This window comes from Dactylosporangium sp. NPDC050688 (assembly GCF_040654515.1).
Lineage (GTDB): Bacteria > Actinomycetota > Actinomycetes > Mycobacteriales > Micromonosporaceae > Dactylosporangium.
This window is the reverse complement of the sequence record NZ_JBFAIC010000011.1, coordinates 139,048-159,504: the sequence shown is the minus strand read 5'-3', so window position 1 is coordinate 159,504 and position 20,457 is coordinate 139,048. Positions and strand designations below refer to the sequence as shown.

General features: G+C 72.9%; 21 protein-coding genes. 15 read left to right on the top strand and 6 right to left on the bottom strand.

Annotated features, from left to right (window positions below; translation table 11 throughout):
• Positions 1-98: 98 nt before the first annotated feature.
• The 4 genes from AB0H83_RS13935 to AB0H83_RS13920 are packed head-to-tail and all read left to right on the top strand — an operon-like array spanning position 99 to position 4,385.
• Entirely contained in the window at positions 99-266 is a 168-nt protein-coding gene (locus AB0H83_RS13935) for an LPXTG cell wall anchor domain-containing protein (protein ID WP_156090009.1), read from the top strand.
• 3 nt (positions 267-269) lie between these two features.
• Positions 270-1,580, top strand: coding sequence for a glycosyltransferase family 2 protein (locus AB0H83_RS13930; RefSeq protein WP_360092113.1), 1,311 nt, complete (start codon positions 270-272; stop codon positions 1,578-1,580).
• Positions 1,581-1,593: 13 nt separating this feature from the next.
• Positions 1,594-2,763 carry a UDP-N-acetylglucosamine 2-epimerase (non-hydrolyzing) gene (gene wecB, locus AB0H83_RS13925; protein ID WP_360092110.1) on the top strand — a complete coding sequence of 390 codons (1,170 nt, stop codon included), beginning with the start codon at positions 1,594-1,596 and terminating at the stop codon, positions 2,761-2,763.
• Between the two features lie 20 nt (positions 2,764-2,783).
• Complete coding sequence (locus tag AB0H83_RS13920) at positions 2,784-4,385, top strand: polysaccharide deacetylase family protein (RefSeq protein WP_360092107.1); 1,602 nt, start codon at positions 2,784-2,786, stop codon at positions 4,383-4,385.
• Positions 4,386-4,451: 66 nt separating this feature from the next.
• Here the strand turns inward: AB0H83_RS13920 and AB0H83_RS13915 are convergent, their stop codons facing one another.
• Entirely contained in the window at positions 4,452-4,817 is a 366-nt protein-coding gene (locus AB0H83_RS13915) for a hypothetical protein (RefSeq protein WP_360092104.1), read from the bottom strand.
• A gap of 79 nt (positions 4,818-4,896) precedes the next feature.
• On the opposite strand from AB0H83_RS13915, the gene AB0H83_RS13910 reads away from it, so the two are divergent.
• The gene (locus AB0H83_RS13910; protein WP_360092101.1) at positions 4,897-6,282 is read left to right on the top strand and encodes a hypothetical protein; all 1,386 of its coding nucleotides are present in this window, start codon (positions 4,897-4,899) and stop codon (positions 6,280-6,282) included.
• The gene (locus AB0H83_RS13905) at positions 6,279-7,034 is read left to right on the top strand and encodes a 3-ketoacyl-ACP reductase (RefSeq protein ID WP_360092099.1); all 756 of its coding nucleotides are present in this window, start codon (positions 6,279-6,281) and stop codon (positions 7,032-7,034) included. The genes AB0H83_RS13910 and AB0H83_RS13905 overlap by 4 nt, the downstream gene beginning before the upstream one ends.
• Here AB0H83_RS13905 and AB0H83_RS13900 read toward each other — a convergent pair.
• Genes AB0H83_RS13900 through AB0H83_RS13880 form a run of 5 tightly spaced genes read right to left on the bottom strand, consistent with a single transcriptional unit; the run spans position 6,994 to position 11,949 of the window.
• Positions 6,994-8,478, bottom strand: a complete 1,485-nt coding sequence (locus AB0H83_RS13900; RefSeq protein ID WP_360092096.1) for an MFS transporter — start codon at positions 8,476-8,478, stop codon at positions 6,994-6,996. The two genes, AB0H83_RS13905 and AB0H83_RS13900, sit on opposite strands and share 41 nt — an antisense overlap.
• 37 nt (positions 8,479-8,515) lie before the next feature.
• A complete protein-coding gene (locus AB0H83_RS13895) occupies positions 8,516-9,229 on the bottom strand; it encodes an ABC transporter permease (RefSeq protein WP_360092093.1) in 714 nt (237 codons plus the stop codon).
• On the bottom strand, positions 9,229-10,140 hold the full coding sequence (locus tag AB0H83_RS13890) for an ABC transporter ATP-binding protein (RefSeq protein WP_360092090.1): 912 nt from the start codon (positions 10,138-10,140) through the stop codon (positions 9,229-9,231). The genes AB0H83_RS13895 and AB0H83_RS13890 overlap by 1 nt, the downstream gene beginning before the upstream one ends.
• Positions 10,140-11,018 (bottom strand): ABC transporter permease subunit, encoded by an 879-nt coding sequence (locus AB0H83_RS13885; protein ID WP_360092087.1) that lies wholly within the window; start codon positions 11,016-11,018, stop codon positions 10,140-10,142. The genes AB0H83_RS13890 and AB0H83_RS13885 overlap by 1 nt, the downstream gene beginning before the upstream one ends.
• On the bottom strand, positions 11,002-11,949 hold the full coding sequence (locus AB0H83_RS13880) for an ABC transporter ATP-binding protein (protein WP_360092084.1): 948 nt from the start codon (positions 11,947-11,949) through the stop codon (positions 11,002-11,004). Before AB0H83_RS13880 ends, AB0H83_RS13885 begins: the two co-directional genes overlap by 17 nt.
• 369 nt (positions 11,950-12,318) lie before the next feature.
• Between AB0H83_RS13880 and AB0H83_RS13875 the strand changes: the two genes are divergently transcribed.
• The 9 genes from AB0H83_RS13875 to AB0H83_RS13835 all read left to right on the top strand — a co-directional run bounded on the left by AB0H83_RS13875 (position 12,319) and on the right by AB0H83_RS13835 (position 20,440).
• Complete coding sequence (locus AB0H83_RS13875) at positions 12,319-12,576, top strand: hypothetical protein (protein ID WP_360092081.1); 258 nt, start codon at positions 12,319-12,321, stop codon at positions 12,574-12,576.
• Positions 12,577-12,840: 264 nt separating this feature from the next.
• Positions 12,841-13,425 (top strand): membrane protein insertase YidC, encoded by a 585-nt coding sequence (gene yidC / locus AB0H83_RS13870; RefSeq protein WP_360092078.1) that lies wholly within the window; start codon positions 12,841-12,843, stop codon positions 13,423-13,425.
• Positions 13,426-13,591: 166 nt separating this feature from the next.
• Positions 13,592-14,707 (top strand): inositol-3-phosphate synthase, encoded by a 1,116-nt coding sequence (locus tag AB0H83_RS13865; RefSeq protein ID WP_360092075.1) that lies wholly within the window; start codon positions 13,592-13,594, stop codon positions 14,705-14,707.
• Positions 14,704-15,609 carry an SCO3242 family prenyltransferase gene (locus AB0H83_RS13860; protein ID WP_360092072.1) on the top strand — a complete coding sequence of 302 codons (906 nt, stop codon included), beginning with the start codon at positions 14,704-14,706 and terminating at the stop codon, positions 15,607-15,609. The genes AB0H83_RS13865 and AB0H83_RS13860 overlap by 4 nt, the downstream gene beginning before the upstream one ends.
• Complete coding sequence (locus tag AB0H83_RS13855) at positions 15,606-16,466, top strand: sugar phosphate isomerase/epimerase family protein (protein WP_360092069.1); 861 nt, start codon at positions 15,606-15,608, stop codon at positions 16,464-16,466. Before AB0H83_RS13860 ends, AB0H83_RS13855 begins: the two co-directional genes overlap by 4 nt.
• Positions 16,463-17,059, top strand: coding sequence for an EboA domain-containing protein (locus AB0H83_RS13850; RefSeq protein WP_360092066.1), 597 nt, complete (start codon positions 16,463-16,465; stop codon positions 17,057-17,059). The genes AB0H83_RS13855 and AB0H83_RS13850 overlap by 4 nt, the downstream gene beginning before the upstream one ends.
• Complete coding sequence (locus tag AB0H83_RS13845; protein ID WP_360092063.1) at positions 17,059-17,922, top strand: TatD family hydrolase; 864 nt, start codon at positions 17,059-17,061, stop codon at positions 17,920-17,922. Before AB0H83_RS13850 ends, AB0H83_RS13845 begins: the two co-directional genes overlap by 1 nt.
• On the top strand, positions 17,922-19,070 hold the full coding sequence (gene eboE, locus AB0H83_RS13840; protein WP_360092230.1) for a metabolite traffic protein EboE: 1,149 nt from the start codon (positions 17,922-17,924) through the stop codon (positions 19,068-19,070). Before AB0H83_RS13845 ends, eboE begins: the two co-directional genes overlap by 1 nt.
• Positions 19,067-20,440 carry a nucleotide pyrophosphatase/phosphodiesterase family protein gene (locus AB0H83_RS13835; protein WP_360092060.1) on the top strand — a complete coding sequence of 458 codons (1,374 nt, stop codon included), beginning with the start codon at positions 19,067-19,069 and terminating at the stop codon, positions 20,438-20,440. Before eboE ends, AB0H83_RS13835 begins: the two co-directional genes overlap by 4 nt.
• The last annotated feature ends 17 nt before the right edge of the window (positions 20,441-20,457 follow it).

Below are 20,457 nucleotides of genomic sequence, written 5' to 3'. Positions count from 1 at the left end.
GCCCCTCGGCCGTTCCAAGCTTCTCGGACAAGGTGCACAACGGTTGCCAGCAGGGGGCCGGGGAGCACCGCCGGAGAGATAGCCGAGGGGAAGCTGTCATGTCAGGAACGAAGGTCACCGGCGTGATCGTGACCGGTGGATCCACCGCCGCGTCGCTGCCCGTCACCGGAAGCCCCGTCTTCGCCATCGTCGTCGCAGGTGTCGCGCTCGTCGTCACCGGTGCCCTGATGGTGCGGGCGTCCCGCTTCAACCGCAGCGCAGCCTGACGCATGACGACGATCCTTCTGGTCGGCTTCGCGCTCCTGACGCTGTGGCCGGCGTACAACCTGGCGCTGGTGGCCTTCACCGCCAGCGACTCGGCCACCGCCGGCCGGCGTCGGCGGCGCGATGCCATCGCGCCGAACGAGCACGAACCACTGACCTTCTGGATCGTCGTGCCCGCCCTCAACGAGGAACGGGTCGTCGGCCGGACCGTCTCCGCCGCACTGGCGCTGGCGGGCCCGGCAGGCACACGCACCAGGGTCCTGGTGGTCGATGACGGATCGGACGACGGCACCCCGGACGTCCTGGCCGCCATCGACCACCCGGGTCTGACCGTGCTGCGCCGGAACTTCCCCAACGCCCGCAAGGGCAAGGGCGAAGCGCTCAACGCGGCGTTCCGGACCATCCGCGACCTGACCCTGCGGCACGGCGAGGACCCGGCGCTCGTCGCGGTCGGCGTCATCGACGGCGACGGGCGGGGCAGCGCCAACATCCTCACCGAGGTGTCGCGGCAGATGCGCGACCCGCAGGTCGGCGCCGTGCAGACCCGGGTGCGCATCCACAACCGCAACCGCGTCCTGGGCGCCGTGCAGGACCTCGAGTTCGCCGCCATCGCCAACGCCAGCCAGCTGCTGCGCAACGCCGCGGGCACGGTCGGGCTCGGCGGCAACGGGCAGTTCGCCCGGCTGTCGTCGCTGATGCGCCTCGGCGACGCGCCGTGGTCGCACTGCCTGGTCGAGGACCTCGAGCTCGGGCTGCGCATGCACCTGAACGGCGAGCGCATCCGGTACACCTCGATCGCCAACGTCAACCAGCAGGGCCTCGTCGACGTGAAGCGGCTGCTGCGGCAGCGCACCCGGTGGGCCCAGGGCAACCTGCAGTGCGTCGGCTACGTGCCGAGGCTGATCGCCTCCCGGAAGATCCGCAACCACGCGCTGCTGGAGATGCTGTACTACCTGCTCGCGCCGTGGATGAACGCCTTCGGCACGGCCGCGGTCTTCGGCCTCTGGGGGGTCGCGATGTGGCGGCTCGTCCCCGGCCACGGCCAGACCGTCCTGATCCACTCGTGGGCGCAGATGGGCCACGTCGCGATCTTCTGGGCGCTCGGCATGACCGTCCCCGGCGTCGTGTGGGCCCTGGTCCACCGTGTCCAGCTCGGCGACGAGAAGCTCTGGCGACTGCTGGTCGCCGCCGCCGCGTACCCCTTCTTCCTCCTGCTCGGCCTGGTCAGCACCTGGCGGGCGATCGGCCGGCAGATCAGCCGGCGACAGGCCTGGGCGAAAACCGAACGCCTGGTCGAAGAGCCGGTTCTCTCGTAAAGGACGTCAGCACATGTCTCCCGAAGTCTTCCTCATCGCCGGTACCCGCCCCGAGGCCATCAAGCTGGCGCCCGTCGCCGCCGCGATGCGCGCCGCGGGCCGGCTCACCCCGGTGCTGGTCGCCAGCGGGCAGCACCCGGCGATGGTGGCCCAGGCCCTCGACGCGTTCGACGTCCAGGCCGACGTGACCCTGCCGCTGCAGCGGGTCACCGGCAGCCAGCCCGAGCTCCTGACCGAGATGATCAAGCAGCTCGACGCGCTGCTGGAGCAGCGCAAGCCGGCCGCGGTCGTTGTGCAGGGCGACACCACCACGACGCTCGCCGGGGCCATGGCGGCGTTCTGGCGGCGCATCCCGGTCGTGCACCTGGAGGCTGGGCTGCGCTCCGGCGACCTGGACTCGCCGTTCCCGGAGGAGGCCAACCGCAAGCTCGTCGGCCAGCTCGCCGCGCTGCACCTGGCGCCGACCGCGCTCGCCGCGACGAACCTGCTGGACGAGAGCGTCACCCCGGCGAACGTCCTCATCACCGGCAACACCGTGGTGGACGCGGCCCTGACGATCGCCGCCCGCGAACTGCCGTTCGCCGACGCCCGCATCGCCGCCGCCGTCGACGCCGCCGAGCACGGCGCCGCCCGGCTGGTCCTGGTCACCGCGCACCGCCGCGAGTCCTGGGGCGAGCCGCTGGACCGGATCCTCAGCGCGGTGCGCCGCCTGGTCGAGGCGTACCCCGACATCCGGGTCGTCCTGCCGGCGCACGCCAACCCGGCCGTGCGCGCCCAGGTCGAGGCCGGCCTGGCCGGGGTGCCCCGGGTGACGGTCACCGACCCGCTGCCCTACCCGGCCCTCGCCCGGCTGCTGTCGCGGGCGTACCTGACGCTCACCGACTCCGGCGGCATCCAGGAGGAGGCGCCGTCGTTCAAGGTGCCGGCCCTCGTCCTGCGTGAGGTCACCGAGCGCGTCGAGTCGCTGCACGCGGGGTGCGCGAAGCTCGTCGGCACGGACGAGGACCTGATCGTCGCCGAGGCGGCCCGGCTGCTGGACGACCCGGTCCTGCGCCAGTCGATGACCGCCAACGGCAACCCCTACGGCGACGGGCTCGCCTCGCAGCGCACCGAACAGGCGGTGGCCGCGATGCTCGGCCTCGCCACCCACCCCGCCCCCATGCCGACCATCGTCTCCGTCTGAGTTAGGGATCTCGTACCGACATGCGCAAGCTGATCAGTTCGCTCGCAGCCGTCACCGTGGCCGCGTCGCTCGCCCTCACCGCGCCGGCGGTCCCGGCCTTCGCCGCCGCGCCCACCGCAACACGCTCCGGCACCGGCGCCCCGGGCTCGAACGCCGCGACGAAGACGCTCGTCCTCTACGACAACACCGGCCCGTACTCGTGGCTCGGCGAGGACTACGGGACGATGGCGACGAACCTCGTCTCGCACTTCGGGTCCTGGACCGCGCACCCGGTCGGCGCCTACAAGGCCGGTGAGATGTCGGCCTACTCCGCCGTCGTCTACGTCGGCTCCACCTACGACGAGCCGCTGCCGGCCGCGTTCCTCGACGACACCCTCGCCGGCACGAAGCCGGTCGTGTGGATGTACAACAACATCTGGCAGCTGACCGCCCGCTCCGCGGACTTCGTCGGCAGGTACGGCTACACCTGGAAGGGCTACGACACCTCCCCGGTGTCGCGGATCGACTACAACGGCACCACGATGACCCGCGACGTGCGCAACGCCGGCGGCATCATGGACTACGTCATCTCCGACCCGGCGAAGGCCGTCCCCGTCGGCACCGCGGTCCGCGCCGACGGCACCACCTTCCCGTGGGGCATCCGGTCCGGCAACCTGACCTACCTCGGCGAGATCCCGCTGTCGTACATCACCTCCAGCGACCGCTACCTCGCCTTCTCCGACCTGCTCTACTCGGTGCTCGCCCCGCAGACCCCGGCGCGGCACCGGGCCCTGGTGCGCATCGAGGACGTCGGCCCCGACGCCGACCCGGCCGAGCTGCGCGCCGTCGCCGACTACCTGTACTCCAAGAAGGTCCCCTTCACCGTCGCCGTCTACAGCCGGTACCGCGACCCGAAAGGCGTGAACAACAATGGCAAGGCCGAGGACTACACGCTGCGCCAGCGGCCACTGGTGGTCAGCGCCCTGAAGTACATGCAGAGCAAGGGCGGCACCCTGATCCAGCACGGCTACACCCACCAGCTCGACGCGCTGAACAACCCGTACGACGGCGTCAGCGCCAACGACTTCGAGTTCTTCATGGCGCACGTCGACGCCAACGACGCCGTCATCTACGACGGCCCGGTGAAGAACGACTCGGCGCTCAACGTCACCGCCCGCGTCACGGCCTCGCGCACCGACTGGCTCCTCGCGGGCCTGAAGCAGCCGACCATCTTCGAGTTCCCGCACTACGCGGCGAGCGCACTGGACTACAAGACCATCAACACGCTGTACGGCGTGCGCTACGAACGCGGCCTCTACTTCCCGGGCGTGCTGTCCGGCGGCACGGTCGACAACAGCACGGCCCGCATGGTCGGGCAGTTCTTCCCCTACACGGTCCGTGACGTCTACGGCTCGACCGTCATCCCGGAGAACATCGGCAACATCGAGCCGGAGCCGTTCAACCAGCACCCGGCCGTCCTGCCCGCGGACCTGATCGCCAACGCGAAGGCCAACCTGGCCGTCCGCGACGGCGTGGCGAGCTTCTTCTACCACCCGTACCTGGGCACCGGCTACCTGAAGCAGACGGTGGAGGGCATCCAGGCCCTCGGCTACACGTTCGTCTCCGCGGCGGCGATGTCGTAATCCTTCGATCGGCGGCGGAAGGCCGGGCTCCGTGATCCGGGGCCCGGCCTTCCGTGTTCTGCGCCGTCAGGTCTCCAGGAGCAGGTCGGGCATGAGGCGTTCGATCGCGTACAGGTCGTAGACGCGGCGGACCTCGGCGATCAGGCCGGACTCCGTCACCACCAGGAACTCGGCGAGCCGGAACTGCTCGGCGTCCACGGCGCAGTCGTAGACGAGGGCGACGCGCTGGTCGATGACCGTCCGGGAGAACACCGACACCGAGGTGAGCGCGGCGGCATACCCGGTGAGCTTCTCGATGAAGTCGCCGTCGGGGTCCAGGTTGGACTCGACGCGGGCCCCGGCGGCGAGCAGGGTGAACAGCGCGCTCGTGCGGCCGGTGGTCCAGGCCGCGACCCAGCGCGCGGCGACATCCTCTACAGCGGTCGCGTCCATCACGCGCCATCCTGCCACGAGCGAAAGCGACCCGGCCCCGGGGTTCTCAGGAAAGCGCTTTCCCCTTATCCTCGGGGGCATGTTGCGCATCGATGACGGGCTCGCGCCCAAGGATCTGCTGCCCGCGCTCGGGCGGATGTGGGAGCTGTCCGCCGGGAAGATCGACGCGATCGACGCGTCGAACCCGCCGGGCGGCGGCCAGGGAGCGCCCGTGTTCACCGTCGAGGGGCGGTACACGGCTCGCGGCTGGACCGAGTGGACCCAGGGGTTCCAGGTCGGCTCGGCGCTGCTGCAGTTCGACGCGACCGGCGACCGGCACTTCTACCAGCAGGGGCGCCGGCACACGATCGAGGTGATGGCGCCGCACGTCAGCCACATCGGCGTGCACGACCACGGGTTCAACAACGTCAGCACGTACGGCACGCTGCGCCGCCTCATCCTGGAGGGCCGCGCCGGCGAGCAGGACCTGGACTTCGCCGAACTGGCCCTGAAGGTCAGCGGGGCGGTGCAGGCGTCCCGGTGGAGCAGGACCACGGACGGCGGCGGGTACATCTACTCGTTCAACGGGCCGCAGTCGCTGTTCGTCGATACGATCCGCTCCTGCCGGTCCCTCGCCGTGGCCCACCGGCTCGGGCACGTGCTCATGGGCGAGCACGACGAGCGGATCGACCTGCTCGCGCGGCTCATCCAGCACGCGCAGAGCACCGCCCGGTACAACGTCTACTTCGGCGAGGGCCGGGACACGTACGACATCCGCGGCCGCACCGCGCACGAGGCGCTCTTCAACGTCAACGACGGCCGCTTCCGGGCGCCGAGCACGCAGCAGGGCTACTCGGCGTTCTCCACCTGGACCCGCGGCCTGGCCTGGGCGATGCTCGGCTTCGCGGAGCTGCTGGAGTTCCACCCGTCCGGCCTGTTCCGCGCGGCCGCGCAGGCCACCTGCGACTTCTACCTCGAGCACTCCCCCGCCGACGGCGTGCCGTACTGGGACACCGGCGCGCCGGGCCTGGTGCACCTGGACCTGAACGCCCCGGCGGACCCCTTCAACGCCTACGAGCCGGTCGACTCCAGCGCCGCCGCCATCGCCGCGCAGGGCCTGCTGCGCCTCGGCCGGTGCACCGGGGAGGACCGCTACACCCAGGCGGGGCTGACCGTCACGCGGACGTTGCTGCAGGAGCCGTACCTGTCGACGGACCCGCGGCACGAGGGGCTGCTCCTGCACTCGGTGTACCACCGCCCGAACGGCTGGGACCACGTCCCGGCGGGCCAGTCGGTGCCGAACGGCGAGTCCAGCATGTGGGGCGACTACCACCTCCGCGAGCTGGCGCTGTACATCGGCCGGCTGGTGGACGGCCCGTACTACACGTTCTTCGCCGGCGAGCCGGCGGTCGCCGACGGTGGAGACGGCGGCGGAGACAGCAGCGGAGACAGCAGCGGAGACAGCGGCGACGGGGTGGGCGCGTGAGCGCGGCGCTGGTGACCGGGGCCTCCCGCGGGATCGGCCGGGGCATCGCCATCGCCCTGGCCGGGGCGGGGTTCGACGTGGTGGTGAACTACGCCGCCAACCTCGCCGCCGCCGAGGACACCGCCCGCGAGATCGAGCGGCTCGGCGTCCGGGCCGCCCTCGTCCGGGCGGACGTCGGCGACGCCGGGGGCCGGGCAAGGCTCGTGCAGGAGGCGTACGCGGCCTTCGGCGGGCTGGACCTGCTGGTCAACAACGCGGGCGTGGCGCCGGCGGTGCGGGCGGACCTGCTGGAGGCGACCGAGGAGTCGTTCGACCGGCTGGTCGGCATCAACCTCAAGGGGCCGTACTTCCTCACCCAGCAGGTCGCCCGCCGGATGATCGACGCCGGCACAGCCGGGAAGATCGTCACGATCTCGTCGATGAGCGCGTACACGGCGAGCGTGAACCGGGGCGACTACTGCGTGACGAAGGCCGGCCTCGGCATGATGACGAAGCTGTTCGCGGCCCGGCTCGCCGAGCACGGCATCACCGTGTTCGAGGTCCGGCCCGGCATCATCGCCACCGACATGACGGGTCCCGTGCAGGCGAAGTACGACAAGCTCATCCTTGAGGACGGCATCACCCCGATCCGGCGCTGGGGCACCCCCGACGACGTCGGCCGGGCGGTGGTCGCGATCGCCACGGACCTGCTGCCGTTCTCCACCGGGCAGGTCATCGACGTGGACGGCGGGTTTCACCTGCGGACCCTGTAGCGGGTCCTGCGGCGGGTTTTGCGGCGGGTCCTGTCGCCTCGGCAGGGCCGGCCGCCCCGCCGGCGGCGGCCAGGTCGGCGGCGGCCCGGGCCCGCAGCAGGTCGTGGACCGCCTCGATGTCGGCGGGCGCGGTGCGGGACGCGAGCCAGTACATGACGCCGGTCGGGATGAAGAAGACCTGGAACGCGGCGAGACCCACGGCGAGGTTCGTCGGCGGCGGGAAGCTGCGGGCGAGCCCGGCGAACACCGCCCCGACCACGCCGTTGCCGGCGGCGCGGCCGACGCCGTTGACGAGGTTGCCCAGGGAGTAGACGGTGCCGCGGTGCTCGGGCGGGTTGGCGTCGGCGATGAGGGCGAACCAGTTCGGCGAGTTCGCGGAGGTGAGCGCCAGGGCCAGCAGCGCGCAGAGGAACGCGGCGAGCAGGCTCGGCGTGGTGAACATCGCGCCGAGCACGAGGGCGGTGGCGGACCGGCCGTCGGGGGCGGGCAGCGTCAGCGGGGCGAAGAAGAGCAGCACGTACAGCGGCACGCCGGCGAGGACGCCGATCGCGGCGACCTTCGCCCGGCCGCCCGGGTCGCGCCGCTGCCAGCGGTCGCCGAGGAGGCCGCCGACGATGGACAGCACGCCGCCGAGCTGGAAGAGGGTGGCGAGGATGCCGCCGATCTGGATCGCGGACTGCTCGTCGTAGCCCTGCGCCTCGGCCTTGGCCTGGAACAGGCGGGGCAGCCAGACGAGGGACCCGAAGGCGGCCTGGGCGGTGAGCCCCTGCAGGATGAGCCAGACGTTGGTCCGGCGCGCGACGATGCCGGGCAGCTCGGCGCGGGAGATGCGGTGCTCGTACTCCTCGCCGGCGGCGAACACGGCGGCGAGGTCCGGCTCGCTCTGGCCGCGGCGGATGTCGGCGGTGGTGAAGTACGCGGCGGAGGCGAGCACCCCGAGGACGGCCAGGACGACGAACGGCCGGCGCCAGTCCGCGCCGCCGAGCTGGCTGGCGACGAGGACCCCGGCGAGGGTGCCGACGCCCTGGGACAGGCCCCACAGGCTCATGACCAGGCCGCGGCGGCGGGGCGAGATCAGGTCGCTGACCACGGAGAAGCCGACCGAGCCGACGGCGCCGAGCCCGACCGCGGCGACCAGCTGCGCGGCGAGGAACGACCAGTACCCCTGCGCGAGGACCGTCCCGACCGCGCCGCCGGCCCAGATGAGGGTGCCGACCATGAGGACGGGCTTGCGGTCGGTGCGGTCGCCGGCGTACGCCCAGCCGACGGCGGCGACCGCGGTCACGAGGTACCCGACCGCGGTCACCACGCCGAGCGCTCCCTCGCCGACGCCGAGGGAGCGGCTGATCGGCGAGTAGAGCGGCGGCACCAGGCTGATCGCCACGTTGTCCAGCGACGCCAGCACGATGAAGACGGCGACGCTGTAGACGCGATGGAAGCTCACGTGCGGAAGGTAGCCCGTCTCGCCCGCGACGGCGACGTCAGCCCGTCTCCCCCGCGACGGCGAACGTGCGCAGCTTCTGCACCGCGAGGGCCGTCATGCCGACGGTGAACACGCCGGCCATCACGAAGCTCACGGGCACCGACACGGATCCGGCGAGCACATCGGTCGGGGCGAGCCAGTCGACGATCGTCTGGACGTACTGCTGGATGCTGAGCTTCGCCGTGCCCGACATGATGTTGCCGAGCAGCCCCTCCCACAGCACGACGTACACGAGGCCGAGCAGCACCGGTCGGCGGGTGAGCACGCTGATCGCCAGGAACAGCGCCGAATAGGCGAGGGCGCCGACGAACGCGCCGACGACGAGGGCGAAGGCCAGCGGCGTGGAGTCGGCGAGGAGCCCGACCACGAACAGCGGCACCCCGGCGAACCCGCCGGTGACCCCGACCGCGACGGCGAGCTTCGTGAACACGATCTCGGAGCGCGGCAGCGGCTTGGACAGGATGTGCGTGATCGTGCCGTCGTCGATCTCGGAGCCGAGCACGCCGGTGCCGACGATGAGCGCGATCACCGGCAGCACGGCGGTGAAGCCGAGCCCGACGATGACGGGCTCGCCCCAGCTCGCGGGCGGCTCGCCGAACGCCCGGGCCAGCCAGGCGAAGCCGATGAGGATGATCGGCAGCGGCGCCAGCAGCCAGATCCGCCGGCGGCCGAGCAGGCCGCGCGCGGTGATGCGGGCGATGGTCGGATTCATCAGGCACCCACCAGGTAGGAGAAGACGCTTTCCAGGGACTCGTCGGCGGGCACCAGCTGGCGCACCCGGACGCCCTCCTTGAGCGCGATGCGGGGCAGGGCGCGGGTGAACGTGCCGTAGTCGGCGGCGCGGACCTGCAGCCCGGCCGCGTCCAGGTCGACGCCGGTGACCGACGGCTCGCCGATGAGCGCCACCGCGAGGCGGCGGTCGTCGCTGGAGCGGATCGAGAACATGTGCGGCCGGTTGGTCATCAGCCGGCGGATGGTGCGGAAGTCGCCGGAGGCGGCGAGCCGGCCGGCGACCATGACCTGCACGGTGCCGGACACCTGCTCGACCTCCTCCAGGATGTGCGAGGAGAACAGCACGGTGCGGCCGTCGTCGCCCATCTTGTGCAGCAGGTCCATCATGTGGAAGCGCTGGCGCGGGTCCATGCCGTTGAACGGCTCGTCCAGCAGGAGCACCCCGGGGTCGTGCACGAGCGCGGCCGCGACCCGGATGCGCTGGCGCATGCCCTTGCTGTAGGTGTCGATGCGCCGGTCCTGCGCCGGCTCCATCTCCACCATCGCCAGGGCGCGGCGGGCGGCCTCCTCGGGGTTGGCGAGGCGGAACAGCCGCGCGCTGGCCAGGACGAACTCCTTGCCGGTGAGGAACCCGTGCACGGCCTCGCGCTCGCTGACCAGGCCGAGGGTGCGGTACACGTCGGGGTTGCGCCACGCCGGCGCGCCGTCGACGGTGAGCGTGCCCTTCGACGGGGGCAGGAACCCCGACATCATGTGCAGCAGCGTGGTCTTGCCGGCGCCGTTCGGGCCGAGCAGGCCGGTGACGCCCGGGCCCAGGGTCATCGTCACGTCGTTGACGGCGACGACGTTGCCGTACCAGCGCGACACGTGTTGCAGGTCGACGGTGCCCATCAGGCGGCCACCTTCCGGTAACGAAGGAGCAGGAGTGCGAGGCAGCCGGCGATCAGGACGAAGGTGGCGGCGCCGTAGACCGGGCCGAAGCCGCCGATCGGCATGCCGTCGCCCTCGCCCTTCGGGGCGCCGAACAGCCACTGTTCGACGCCGAACAGCAGGGTCATCGGGTTGACCAGGAACGAGAGCTTGAACAGCGCGCTGCCCGTGCCGCCGATGACGTTGAGGATGCCGACCATCGGCGCGGTGATGACGAACACGCCGACGATGAACGCCGCCGCGAACGCCCGCCGGCCGCTCAGCGACGCGACGAGCAGCGCGATCGCGGCGAGGACCAGCGCCCGGATGACGGCGCCGGCCAGGCCCGGACCCATGTCGCCGAGCTCCTTCAGTGCGCCGCTGAATCCGTCGGTACGGGTGAAGACCGCGCCGATGTAGATCAGCAGCTGCGGCACGGCGAGCAGCAGCAGGACCACGGTGGCCAGCGCGGAGTACTTCGCCAGGGCGTAGTCGGTGCGCGACATCGGGCGGCTGAAGTACAGCGGCAGCGTCCGGTCCCGCAGGTCGCGCGAGACCAGCTCGGGCGCGACGATGGCCAGGAACAGCATCACCGGGAAGGTGATGGTGCCCGCGAACCCGCGGTAGCTGATGAACGACTCGCCGGTGATCGAGCGGACCGCGATCTCGATGATCGCGACGCTGAGCGCGATGCCGATCACCAGCCACGGGAAGATCTTCGCCTTGGCGCCCCGGCCGATGCCGAACGCGGTGCGCAGGCTCTGCTCGTAGAGGGAGCGGTTGGCGTACCAGCGGCCGAGCCTCGGGCCCGTGTAGCGCTGGTAGCCGATGTCGTGGATGACGCTAGTGGGCTGCGCCATGGCCGACCTCCTGTGCTGCCGGTCCGGTCACGGACGGGGTCTGGAAGAGCTCAGCGACGCGGTGCCGGCGCTGGTCGAGGCGGTGCAACGGCAGGTCCAGCTCGGCGACGGCAACGAGGATCCGGTCGTACACCTCGTCGCTGTCCATCGGGACCATGAGCGAGGCGCCGTCGCGGGTCACCGGCAGTCCCTGCTCCGTGAGGCGGGCGACGAGCAGCTCGACGCCCTCGCTCACCTCGACGGTGAGCACGTCGCGACTGGTCGTCATGTCCGACACCGTCGCGGAGCGCAGCAGCCTGCCACCGTCGATCGCGATGAGCGAGGTGCAGATCCGCTCGACCTCGCCGAGCAGGTGGGAGCACACGACGATGGAGATGCCGAACTCGGTGCCGATGCGGTGCACCAGCTCCAGCATCGCGTCCCGCCCGGCCGGGTCGAGGCCGTTGGTCGGCTCGTCCAGCAGCAGCAGGTCCGGGTCGTGCGCGAGGGCCTGGGCCAGCTTGACCCGCTGCTTCATGCCGGTGGAGTAGCCGCCGATCTGGCGGTACCGCTCCTCGTAGAGCCCGACGTGCCGCAGCGCCTCGGAGGCCCGCTCCCGGGCGGCGTTGGCGGGCAGGCCGCTGATCCGCGCCAGGTGGGTCACGTACTCGGCGGCCGACACCTCGCTCGGTAGGCAGTCGTGCTCGGGCATGTAGCCGACCCGCTGCCGGACCTGCACCGACTGGGTCGCCGGGTCGAGCCCGAGCACCCGCAGCTCACCGCCGGACGGCTCGAGCAGGCCGAGCATGATCTTGATGAAGGTGGACTTGCCGGCGCCGTTCGCGCCGACCAGCCCGATGATCCCGGGCTCTACGGCCAGGGTCAGTTCGGAAAGGGCGGTGACGCCACCCCCGTAGCGCTTCGTCAGCGCACGCGTCTCGATGAGTGCCACGCCGCCGACCTTACGGACCGTAAACCCCGAGGACCATCCGGAACGCACCTGAACCCGTCCACCTAGGGGTTCAACCTGAGATTTGGCTCAGGTTCGCTCAGACACTTCTCAGGTTCGACCCACTCGGGTCCGCGCCGTAGTTGCCGACGTGAGGGCGTGGACCCTGCCTTGTTCCGCGTCCGGCGCGGCATCGAGTGGGCCGGGCCTGATCGGCCGGTCCGCCTCCGTGCTGTGGATCCTGGGGTCGCTGGTGCCGTGGTCGCTGCCAGTGACGACCGCGCTGCGGGCGGCCCCGCTGGCCCTGAACGGCTCCCGGCAGCCGCGGTGAGTGGGCGCCGGGGTCGCGGGGACGGGCGTATGCTCGGTCGCATGTCGTGGTCGCTGACCACCCTCCTCGCCGCGTGGTCCTCGGTGACCTCGCCGGCCGACGCCGTCGCCGTGGCGACGGCGGTCCTTGCCGCGCTCGCGATCGTCCTCGCGGCGCGGCTGCTCACCGGGGCACCCGCGGCGGCGCCGCGGGTCGTGCCGGTGCCGGCCCGGGCCCGTTCCCGCTGGGCCCGGCCCTCCAGGGCGACGGACCCCGACGCGGCCGGGCGGCCGCGGCCCCGGGCGCCCGGACAGCGGTAGTTCCTTCCCGACTTCCGTTCGTCCGTTTCCGCGCGCGCTGTTCCGCATGCCGATGCCGAGCGCCCGCCTGCCCTGAGCGCCCGCCGATGCCGGGCGCCCACCGGCTGGTGAGCGCCCGCGGCCCGCCGCACCCGCCGACCGCCGACGCCCGCCACCCGCCACCCGGTGCGCGGTGCCGCGTCGCCGGCCGGCTCCCGCTGCCGCGTCGCCGGCCGGCTCCGGCGGCGCCGCAGCGCGCGTACCGAAGCCGAAAGGGCTCCCGTCGTGCTGCACCATGTCCTCGTCCTGCTCTCCACCACCACCGGATCCGTCGCCGCCGCCATCGTCATCGCCACCCTCGCCGTCCGCGCCGCGCTGCTGCCGCTGAGCCTGCGGGCGTACCGCGCCGAGAAGGTCCGTGCCCGGCTCGCCCCGCAGCTCGCCGCGTTGCGGGAACGGCACGGCAAGGACCCCGTCGCGCTCGCCGAGCAGACCACCGCGCTCATGCGGGCCGAAGGGTCCGGGCCGCTCGCCGGCATCCTGCCGATGCTCGCCCAGGCGCCGGTGATCTGGCTGCTGTACCGCGAGTTCAGCGGCGACGCCGTGCGCGGGCACACCCTGCTCGGCGCCGACCTCACCGCCCGGCTCCTGGACCACCCGGCACTGCTGGCCGGCTGGCTGATCGTCGCCGCGCTCGCCGCGCTCGCGGTCTGGAACGTGCGGCAGCTCCCGGCCGGCTCGCCGGGGTTCGTGCGGGTGCTGTCGTTCGGCACCGTGGTGTTCGCCGCCTTCACCCCCCTCGCGGCGGGGATCTACCTGGTCACCTCCGGGCTGTGGACCGCCGTCGAGCGCGTCGTCGCACGTCGCTGAGGAGCAGCGCTTTTGCGCGCAACCGAGGAAAGTTCATGGGGTTTGTAGAAAAGTTCGGTTGCCACTGGCGGAAGGAGAGAACGAGTTCTACGCTGCCAACTCAAGCGACAGTCGGCGATGTCGCCACAAGATCGTCACACAACTCCAACCGCCATGGGAGGGCCCGGTGCGAACGGGTGTGTGGCTGGTAGGCGCGCGCGGTTCTGTCGCCGTCACCAGCATCGTCGGCGCGGCCGCTGTGCGCGCCGGGCTCACCGAGCCGATCGGTTGTGTCACCGAGCATCCGGTGTTGCGCAGCGACGCGCTCCCCGCCTTCGGCGACCTGGTCTTCGGCGGTCATGACATCGCCACCATCAGCGTGGTGAAGAAGGCCGAGGCCCTCGCCGAGTCCGGGGTGGTGCCCGCCCGGCTGGTGGCGACCCTGCACTCGGAGCTGGCGGCGGTGGACGAGGAGATCCGTCCGCTGCCGCACGGCACCGCCGCCGAGATCGCCGCCGCGATCACCGCCGACCTGCTGGACTTCCGGCGGCGGCACGACCTGGCGCGGGTGGTGGTCGTCAACGTCGCCTCCACGGAGGCCGCGGCGGCGCCCCACCCCGCGCACGCCGGCCTGGAGTCGCTGCGCGGCGCGCTCGACACGCTGCCGCCCAGCGCGCTGATGGCGTACGCGGCCTTCGAGGCGGGCTGCCCGTTCGTCGACTTCACGCCGTCGACCGGCGCCCGCCTGCCCGCCCTGCGCGAGCTGGCCGAGGCGCGCGGGCTGCCCTACGCCGGGCACGACGGCAAGACCGGCGAGACGCTCATCAAGTCGGTGCTGGCGCCGATGTTCGCCATGCGCAACCTGCGGGTGCGGTCCTGGTCCGGGACCAACCTGCTGGGCGGCGGCGACGGGGCGACCCTCGCCGAGCCCGCCGCCAACGCCGCGAAGTCGGCCAGCAAGCAGCGGGTGCTCAGCGAGACGCTCGGCTACCAGCCCGACGGGCACACCCGCATCGAGTACGTGCCCGACATCGGCGACTTCAAGACCGCCTGGGACCTCATCACGTTCGCCGGGTTCCTCGGCACGCCGATGCGGATGGAGTTCACCTGGCACGGCTGCGACTCCGCGCTCGCCGCGCCGCTGGTGCTGGATCTGGCCCGGCTCACCGCCGCCGCGCACGGCGCCGGGCGGGCCGGGCCCCTCACCGAGCTGGCCTTCTTCTTCAAGGACCCGCTCGGCGAGGTCGACCACGCGCTCGGCGCGCAGTTCGAGGCCCTCGCCACGTTCGTGCGGTCGCTGTGAGCCCGCCCGGCGCCCACCGCGGTGCCCGCCCCGGCCGGCGGGTCCCTGACTGGCGGACGCTCGCCGAGCTGGTGCGGGCGCCCGCCGCCCTGAGCGTGCCGGGTGACGTGGTCGCGGGGGCCGCCGCCGCGGGCACCCTCGGGCCGCGCACGCCGTTGCTGGCTTCGTCCTCGGTCCTGCTGTACTGGGCGGGCATGGCCGCCAACGACTGGTCCGACCGCGACCTGGACGCAGTCGAACGCCCGGAGCGGCCGATCCCGTCGGGCCGCGTCACCCCCGCAGCCGCGTTCGGGGTCGCGGCCGGCCTGACCGCGGCCGGCGTCGCGCTCGCCGGGCTGGCCGGCGGCCGGCGCGCCCTCGCCGTCGCCGTGCCCCTCGCCGGCGCGGTGTGGGCCTACGACCTCAAGCTCAAGAACACCCCGGCGGGACCGGCGGCGATGGCGGCCTGCCGGGCGCTGGACGTGCTGCTCGGCGCGAGCGGCGGGCGGCTGCGCCGGGCCGTGTACCCCGCGGCGACGGTGTTCGCGCACACGTACACCGTGACCGCCCTCTCCCGCGCCGAGGTCCACGGCTCCACGCCGGCACTGCCCGCCGCGACCCTCGCCGGGTCCGCCGCGGTGGCCGTGTCGGCGGCGCTGCCGTCGCGGCGCGCCGGGTGGCGGTCGCTGATTCCGGTCGCACTGTCCGGCTGGTACGCGAAACGCTACGGTGAGGCGCAACTGCGGGCCCTCGAGAAACCGACCGCAGGCAACATCCGGGCGTCGGTCGGCGCCGGGATCGTCAACCTGCCGACGCTGCAGGGCGCGCTCACCGCACGGGCCGGTGCACCGATCGCCGGGATCGCCGTCGCGGCCGCCGCACCGCTGGGCCGGCACCTCGCGAAACGGCTGTCACCGACATGAGTCTGCGGTTCGGGTACGGGACGAACGGCTTCAGCAACCACCGCCTCGACGACGCCCTGACCGTCATCGCCGGGCTCGGCTACACCGGGGTGGCCCTGACGCTGGACCACCATCATCTGGACCCGTACGACAGCAACCTGTGGCGGCACGTCCGCTCGCTCGGGCAGCGGCTGCACGAGCTCGGCCTCGGCGTCGTCATCGAGACCGGCGCCCGGTACCTGCTCGACCCGTGGCACAAGCACGCGCCGACGCTGCAGGACGACGAGCCGGAGGCGCGGATCGACTTCCTGCGCCGGGCCGTGCGCATCGGCGCGGACCTAGGCGCGGAGGCGGTCAGCTTCTGGGCCGGGGTCCGCCCGCCGGGGCTGCCGCCGGACGTCGCGTGGCGGCGGCTCGTCACCGGCTGCGCCGAGGTCCTCGCCGCCGCCGAGGGCGCGGAGATGATGCTCGGCTTCGAGCCCGAGCCGGGGATGCTGGTCGAGTCGATCGACGACTGGGCGCGGCTGCGCGCCGACCTCGGCGCGCCCGTCCACTTCGGACTGACCCTCGACATCGGCCACTGCCGCTGCCTGGAGCCGGTGCCCGCCGACGAGTGCGTCCGCCGCGTCGCCGGCCAGCTGGTCAACGTGCAGATCGACGACATGCGCCGCGGGGTGCACGAGCACCTCGAGTTCGGCACCGGCGAGGTCGACTTCCCGGCGGTGCTGCGGGCCCTCACCGAGACCGGCTACGGCGGCCTCGTCGCCGTCGAGCTGCCCCGGCACAGCCACGCCGCGCCGGCCGTGGCCCGGGACTCCCTCGCGTTCCTGCGCGCCGCCGAAGCGCAGGCACTGGACCGATTCCAGGAGGTGCCATGAACCTGTACGACTCCCTCACCGCCGAGCTGACGGACACGGTGTGGCTCGACACGGCGCTCGAGACCGTGGCCCGGCAGCCCTCGGCGATCGGCCGGCTCTTCCCCGCCGCGGGCCGCCGCTGCGGGCGGTGGGCCCTCACCGGGCTGCCCGGCTGGACCGTCGACGACGCGGCCCGGGTCCTCCTGCTGACCCGGATGCCCGCCGACGCCCTGCAGACCGAGCTGGAGCCGCTCTACCGGTACGGCGACGGCGCGGAGAAGCGGGCCGTGCTGCGGGCGCTGCCGCTGCTGCCGCCGCAGGACGCCGCGCCGGAGATCCTGCTGGACGCGTTGCGCACCAACGACACCCGGCTCGTCGCCGCCGCGCTCGGGCCCGCCGCCGCCTGCCTGCCCGACGCCGCGTGGCGGCAGGGCGTGCTGAAGGCCGTCTTCATGGGCCTGCCCCTGGCCGCCGTCGCCGACCTCGACACGCGCGCCGACGCCGAGCTCGCCACCATGATCGCCGGGCTCGTCGAGGAGCGCACCGCCGCCGGGCGGGCCGTCGCCGAGGACGCCACGGCGCTGTTGCACCGTCTCCAGGAGAGGGTCTCGTGATGCGCATCTTCGACCCGCACATCCACATGACGTCACGGACCACCGACGACTACGAGCGGATGGCCGCCGCCGGGGTCCGCGCGCTGGTCGAGCCCGCGTTCTGGCTGGGACAGCCGCGCACCAGCGTCGGCTCGTTCACCGACTACTTCGACTCCCTCGTCGGGTGGGAGCCGTTCCGGGCCTCCCAGTTCGGCATCCGGCACCACTGCACGATCGCGCTGAACCCGAAGGAGGCCAACGACGCCCGCTGCCGCGACGTGCTGCAGGTGCTGCCGCGGTACCTGGAGAAGGACGGCGTCGTCGCGGTCGGCGAGATCGGCTACGACTCGATGACGCCGGAGGAGGACGAGGTGTTCGCCGCGCAGCTCGCCCTCGCCGTCGAGCACGAGCTCCCGGCGATGGTGCACACCCCGCACCGCGACAAGGCCCGCGGCACCGACCGGACCCTCGCCGTGGTCCGCGAGTCGGGCATCGACCCGGGCCGGGTCGTCGTGGACCACCTCAACGAGGTCACCGTCGCGCGGGTCGCCGACAGCGGCTGCTGGATGGGGTTCTCGATCTACCCCGACACGAAGATGACCCCGCAGCGGATGGTCGCCATCCTCCAGGAGCACGGCCTCGACCGGATGCTGGTCAACTCGGCCGCGGACTGGGGCCGCTCCGACCCGCTGCTGACGCTGCGCACCGGCGAGGCGATGCTGGCCGCCGGTTTCGGCGACGACGACGTCGACCGGGTGCTGTGGCGCAACCCGGTGGAGTTCTACGGCCAGTCCAAGCGGCTCGACGTCTCCGACCTCGACACCGTCGAGGCTCCCCGGCCGGCGACCTTCGAGGGGAACTCGATCCTCCGCGGCGGGTCGTGATGCGGCTGCGGCACCCCGACGGCCAGGTCGTGCACCTGGCCTACGGGACCAACGTCCACCCTGCGGAGGACCTGCCGGGCATCCTCACGCAACTCGAGGTCTATGCGGCCCGGGTACGCGCGCACCTCGACACCGCCGTTCTCGGCCTCGGGCTGTGGCTCGCCGCGCCCGTCGCCGCCGCCCTCGCCGCGGAGCCGGCCCTGCGCCGCCGGCTGCGCCGCGAGCTGGACGTGCGCGGCCTGGAGGTGGTGACCCTCAACGGGTTCCCCTACGAGGCGTTCCACGCGCCGGTCGTGAAGAAGGCCGTGTACCTGCCGGACTGGGCCGACCCGCGGCGGCTGCGGTACACGATGGACCTCGCCCGCGTCCTGGTGGACCTGCTGCCCGACGACGCCGCGCGGGGCTCGATCTCCACGCTGCCGCTCGGCTGGCGCGACCCGTGGGACGGCCCGCAGGTCGGCGCCGTCAACCGGGCCCTGGACCAGCTCGCCCACGGGCTGTCGGTGCTGGACCGGCCGGTCCGCGTGGCGTTCGAGCCGGAGCCGGGGTGCGTCATCGAGAACACCCTGCAGGCGACGGTGCACCTGTCCCGGGCCGACCCCAGGTACCTCGGGGTGTGCGTGGACCTCGCGCACCTCGCGTGCGCCTGGGAGGACCCGGTCACCGCGGTGCAGCGCCTCGCCCGCGCCGGGCTGCCGGTGGTGAAGGTGCAGGTGTCCGCGGCCCTATCGGTCGAGGACCCGGGCGCGCCGGCGCTCGCCGCCTACGTCGAGCCGCGCTTCATGCACCAGACCCGCTCGCGCGGCTGCGCCGCCTCGTTCGACGACCTCGACGAGGCCCTGGCGGACCTGGCCGCCGGCGGCGCCGGCGGCCCGTGGCGGGTGCACTACCACGTGCCGCTGCACGCCTCGCCCGAGCCGCCGCTGGAGGCGACCACCGGCGTGCTGCGGGCCAGCCTCGCGGCGCTGCTCGGCGGGCCCGTCGCCGGCTGCGACCACCTGGAGGTCGAGACGTACACCTGGGGCGTGCTGCCGGCGTCCCAGCGCCCCACCGGGCCGCAGCAGCTCGCCGCCGGGATGGCCGCCGAGCTCGCCTACGCCCGCGACACCCTGCACGACCTCGGTCTCAAGACGTTGGAGCCCCGATGAGCAAGCGCCTGCTGGTCCTCGACGTGGTCGGGCTGACGCCCCGGCTGCTGCCGCACATGCCGCGCCTGTCCGCGGTCGGCGCCGCGGTGCCGCTGCGGCCCGTCCTGCCCGCGGTCACCTGCTCCGTGCAGTCGACGTTCCTCACCGGGGCACTGCCGTCCGGCCACGGTGTCGTCGGCAACGGCTGGTACTTCCGGGACCTCGGCGAGATCTTCCTGTGGCGCCAGCACAACGCCCTCGTCGGCGGCGACAAGCTGTGGCACGCCGCCCGCCGGGTCAAGCCGGACTACACGGTGGCGAACGTCTGCTGGTGGTACGCGATGGGCGCCGACGTCGACTGGACCGTGACCCCGCGCCCCATCTACTACGCCGACGGGCGCAAGGAGCCGGACTGCTACACGTTCCCGCCGGCGCTGCACGCCGAGCTGACCTCGAAGCTCGGCGACTTCCCGCTGTTCACCTACTGGGGCCCCGGCGCCGGCATCCCCTCCTCGGCGTGGATCGCGAAGGCCGCCGAGCAGATCATGACCGACAAGTCGCCGGACCTGACCCTGGTGTACCTGCCGCACCTCGACTACGACCTGCAGCGCTTCGGCCCGTCCTCGCCGCAGGCCGGCGCGGCCGCCGCCGCCCTGGACGAGGTCGTCGGCCCGCTGCTGGACGCCGCCGCCGCGCGGGACGTGACCGTCGTCGTCCTTTCGGAGTACGGCATCACCGACGCGAGCCGCCCCGTCGACGTCAACCGCCTCCTGCGCGCCGAAGGGCTGCTCAATGTCTACACCCAGGACGGCATGGAGTATCTCGACCCGTGGACGTCGCGGGCGTTCGCGGTCGCCGACCACCAGATCGCGCACGTGTACGTCCGCGACCCCGCCGACCTGCCGGTGGTGCAGAAGCTGTGCGCCGCCCTGCCCGGCGTCGGCGAGGTCCTCGACGCCGCCGGCAAGCAGCGCGCCGGCCTGGACCACGACCGCGCCGGCGAGCTCGTCCTGCTCGCCGAGCCCGACGCGTGGTTCACGTACTACTACTGGCTCGACGACGCCCGCCGCCCCGACTTCGCGCAGCTGGTGGAGATCCACCGCAAGCCCGGCTACGACCCGGCCGAGCTGCTCTTCGACCCGGCCGCCCCGGGCGCGGCGAAGGCCCGGGCGGGGGTCGCGCTGGCCCGCAAGAAGCTCGGGATGCGGTACATGATGAGCGTCGTCGGCCTGGACGCCGGCGCCAGGGCGGTCAAGGGCTCCCACGGCCTGCTGCCGTCCACGGTGGACGACGGGCCGGTGTGGATGTGCAACGACCCGGCGGTGGGGCTCGACTCGGTCGACGCGACGGACGTGAAGGGGCTGCTGCTGCGCCTCGCCGGGCTGGCCTGACGGCGGCGCCGCGACCA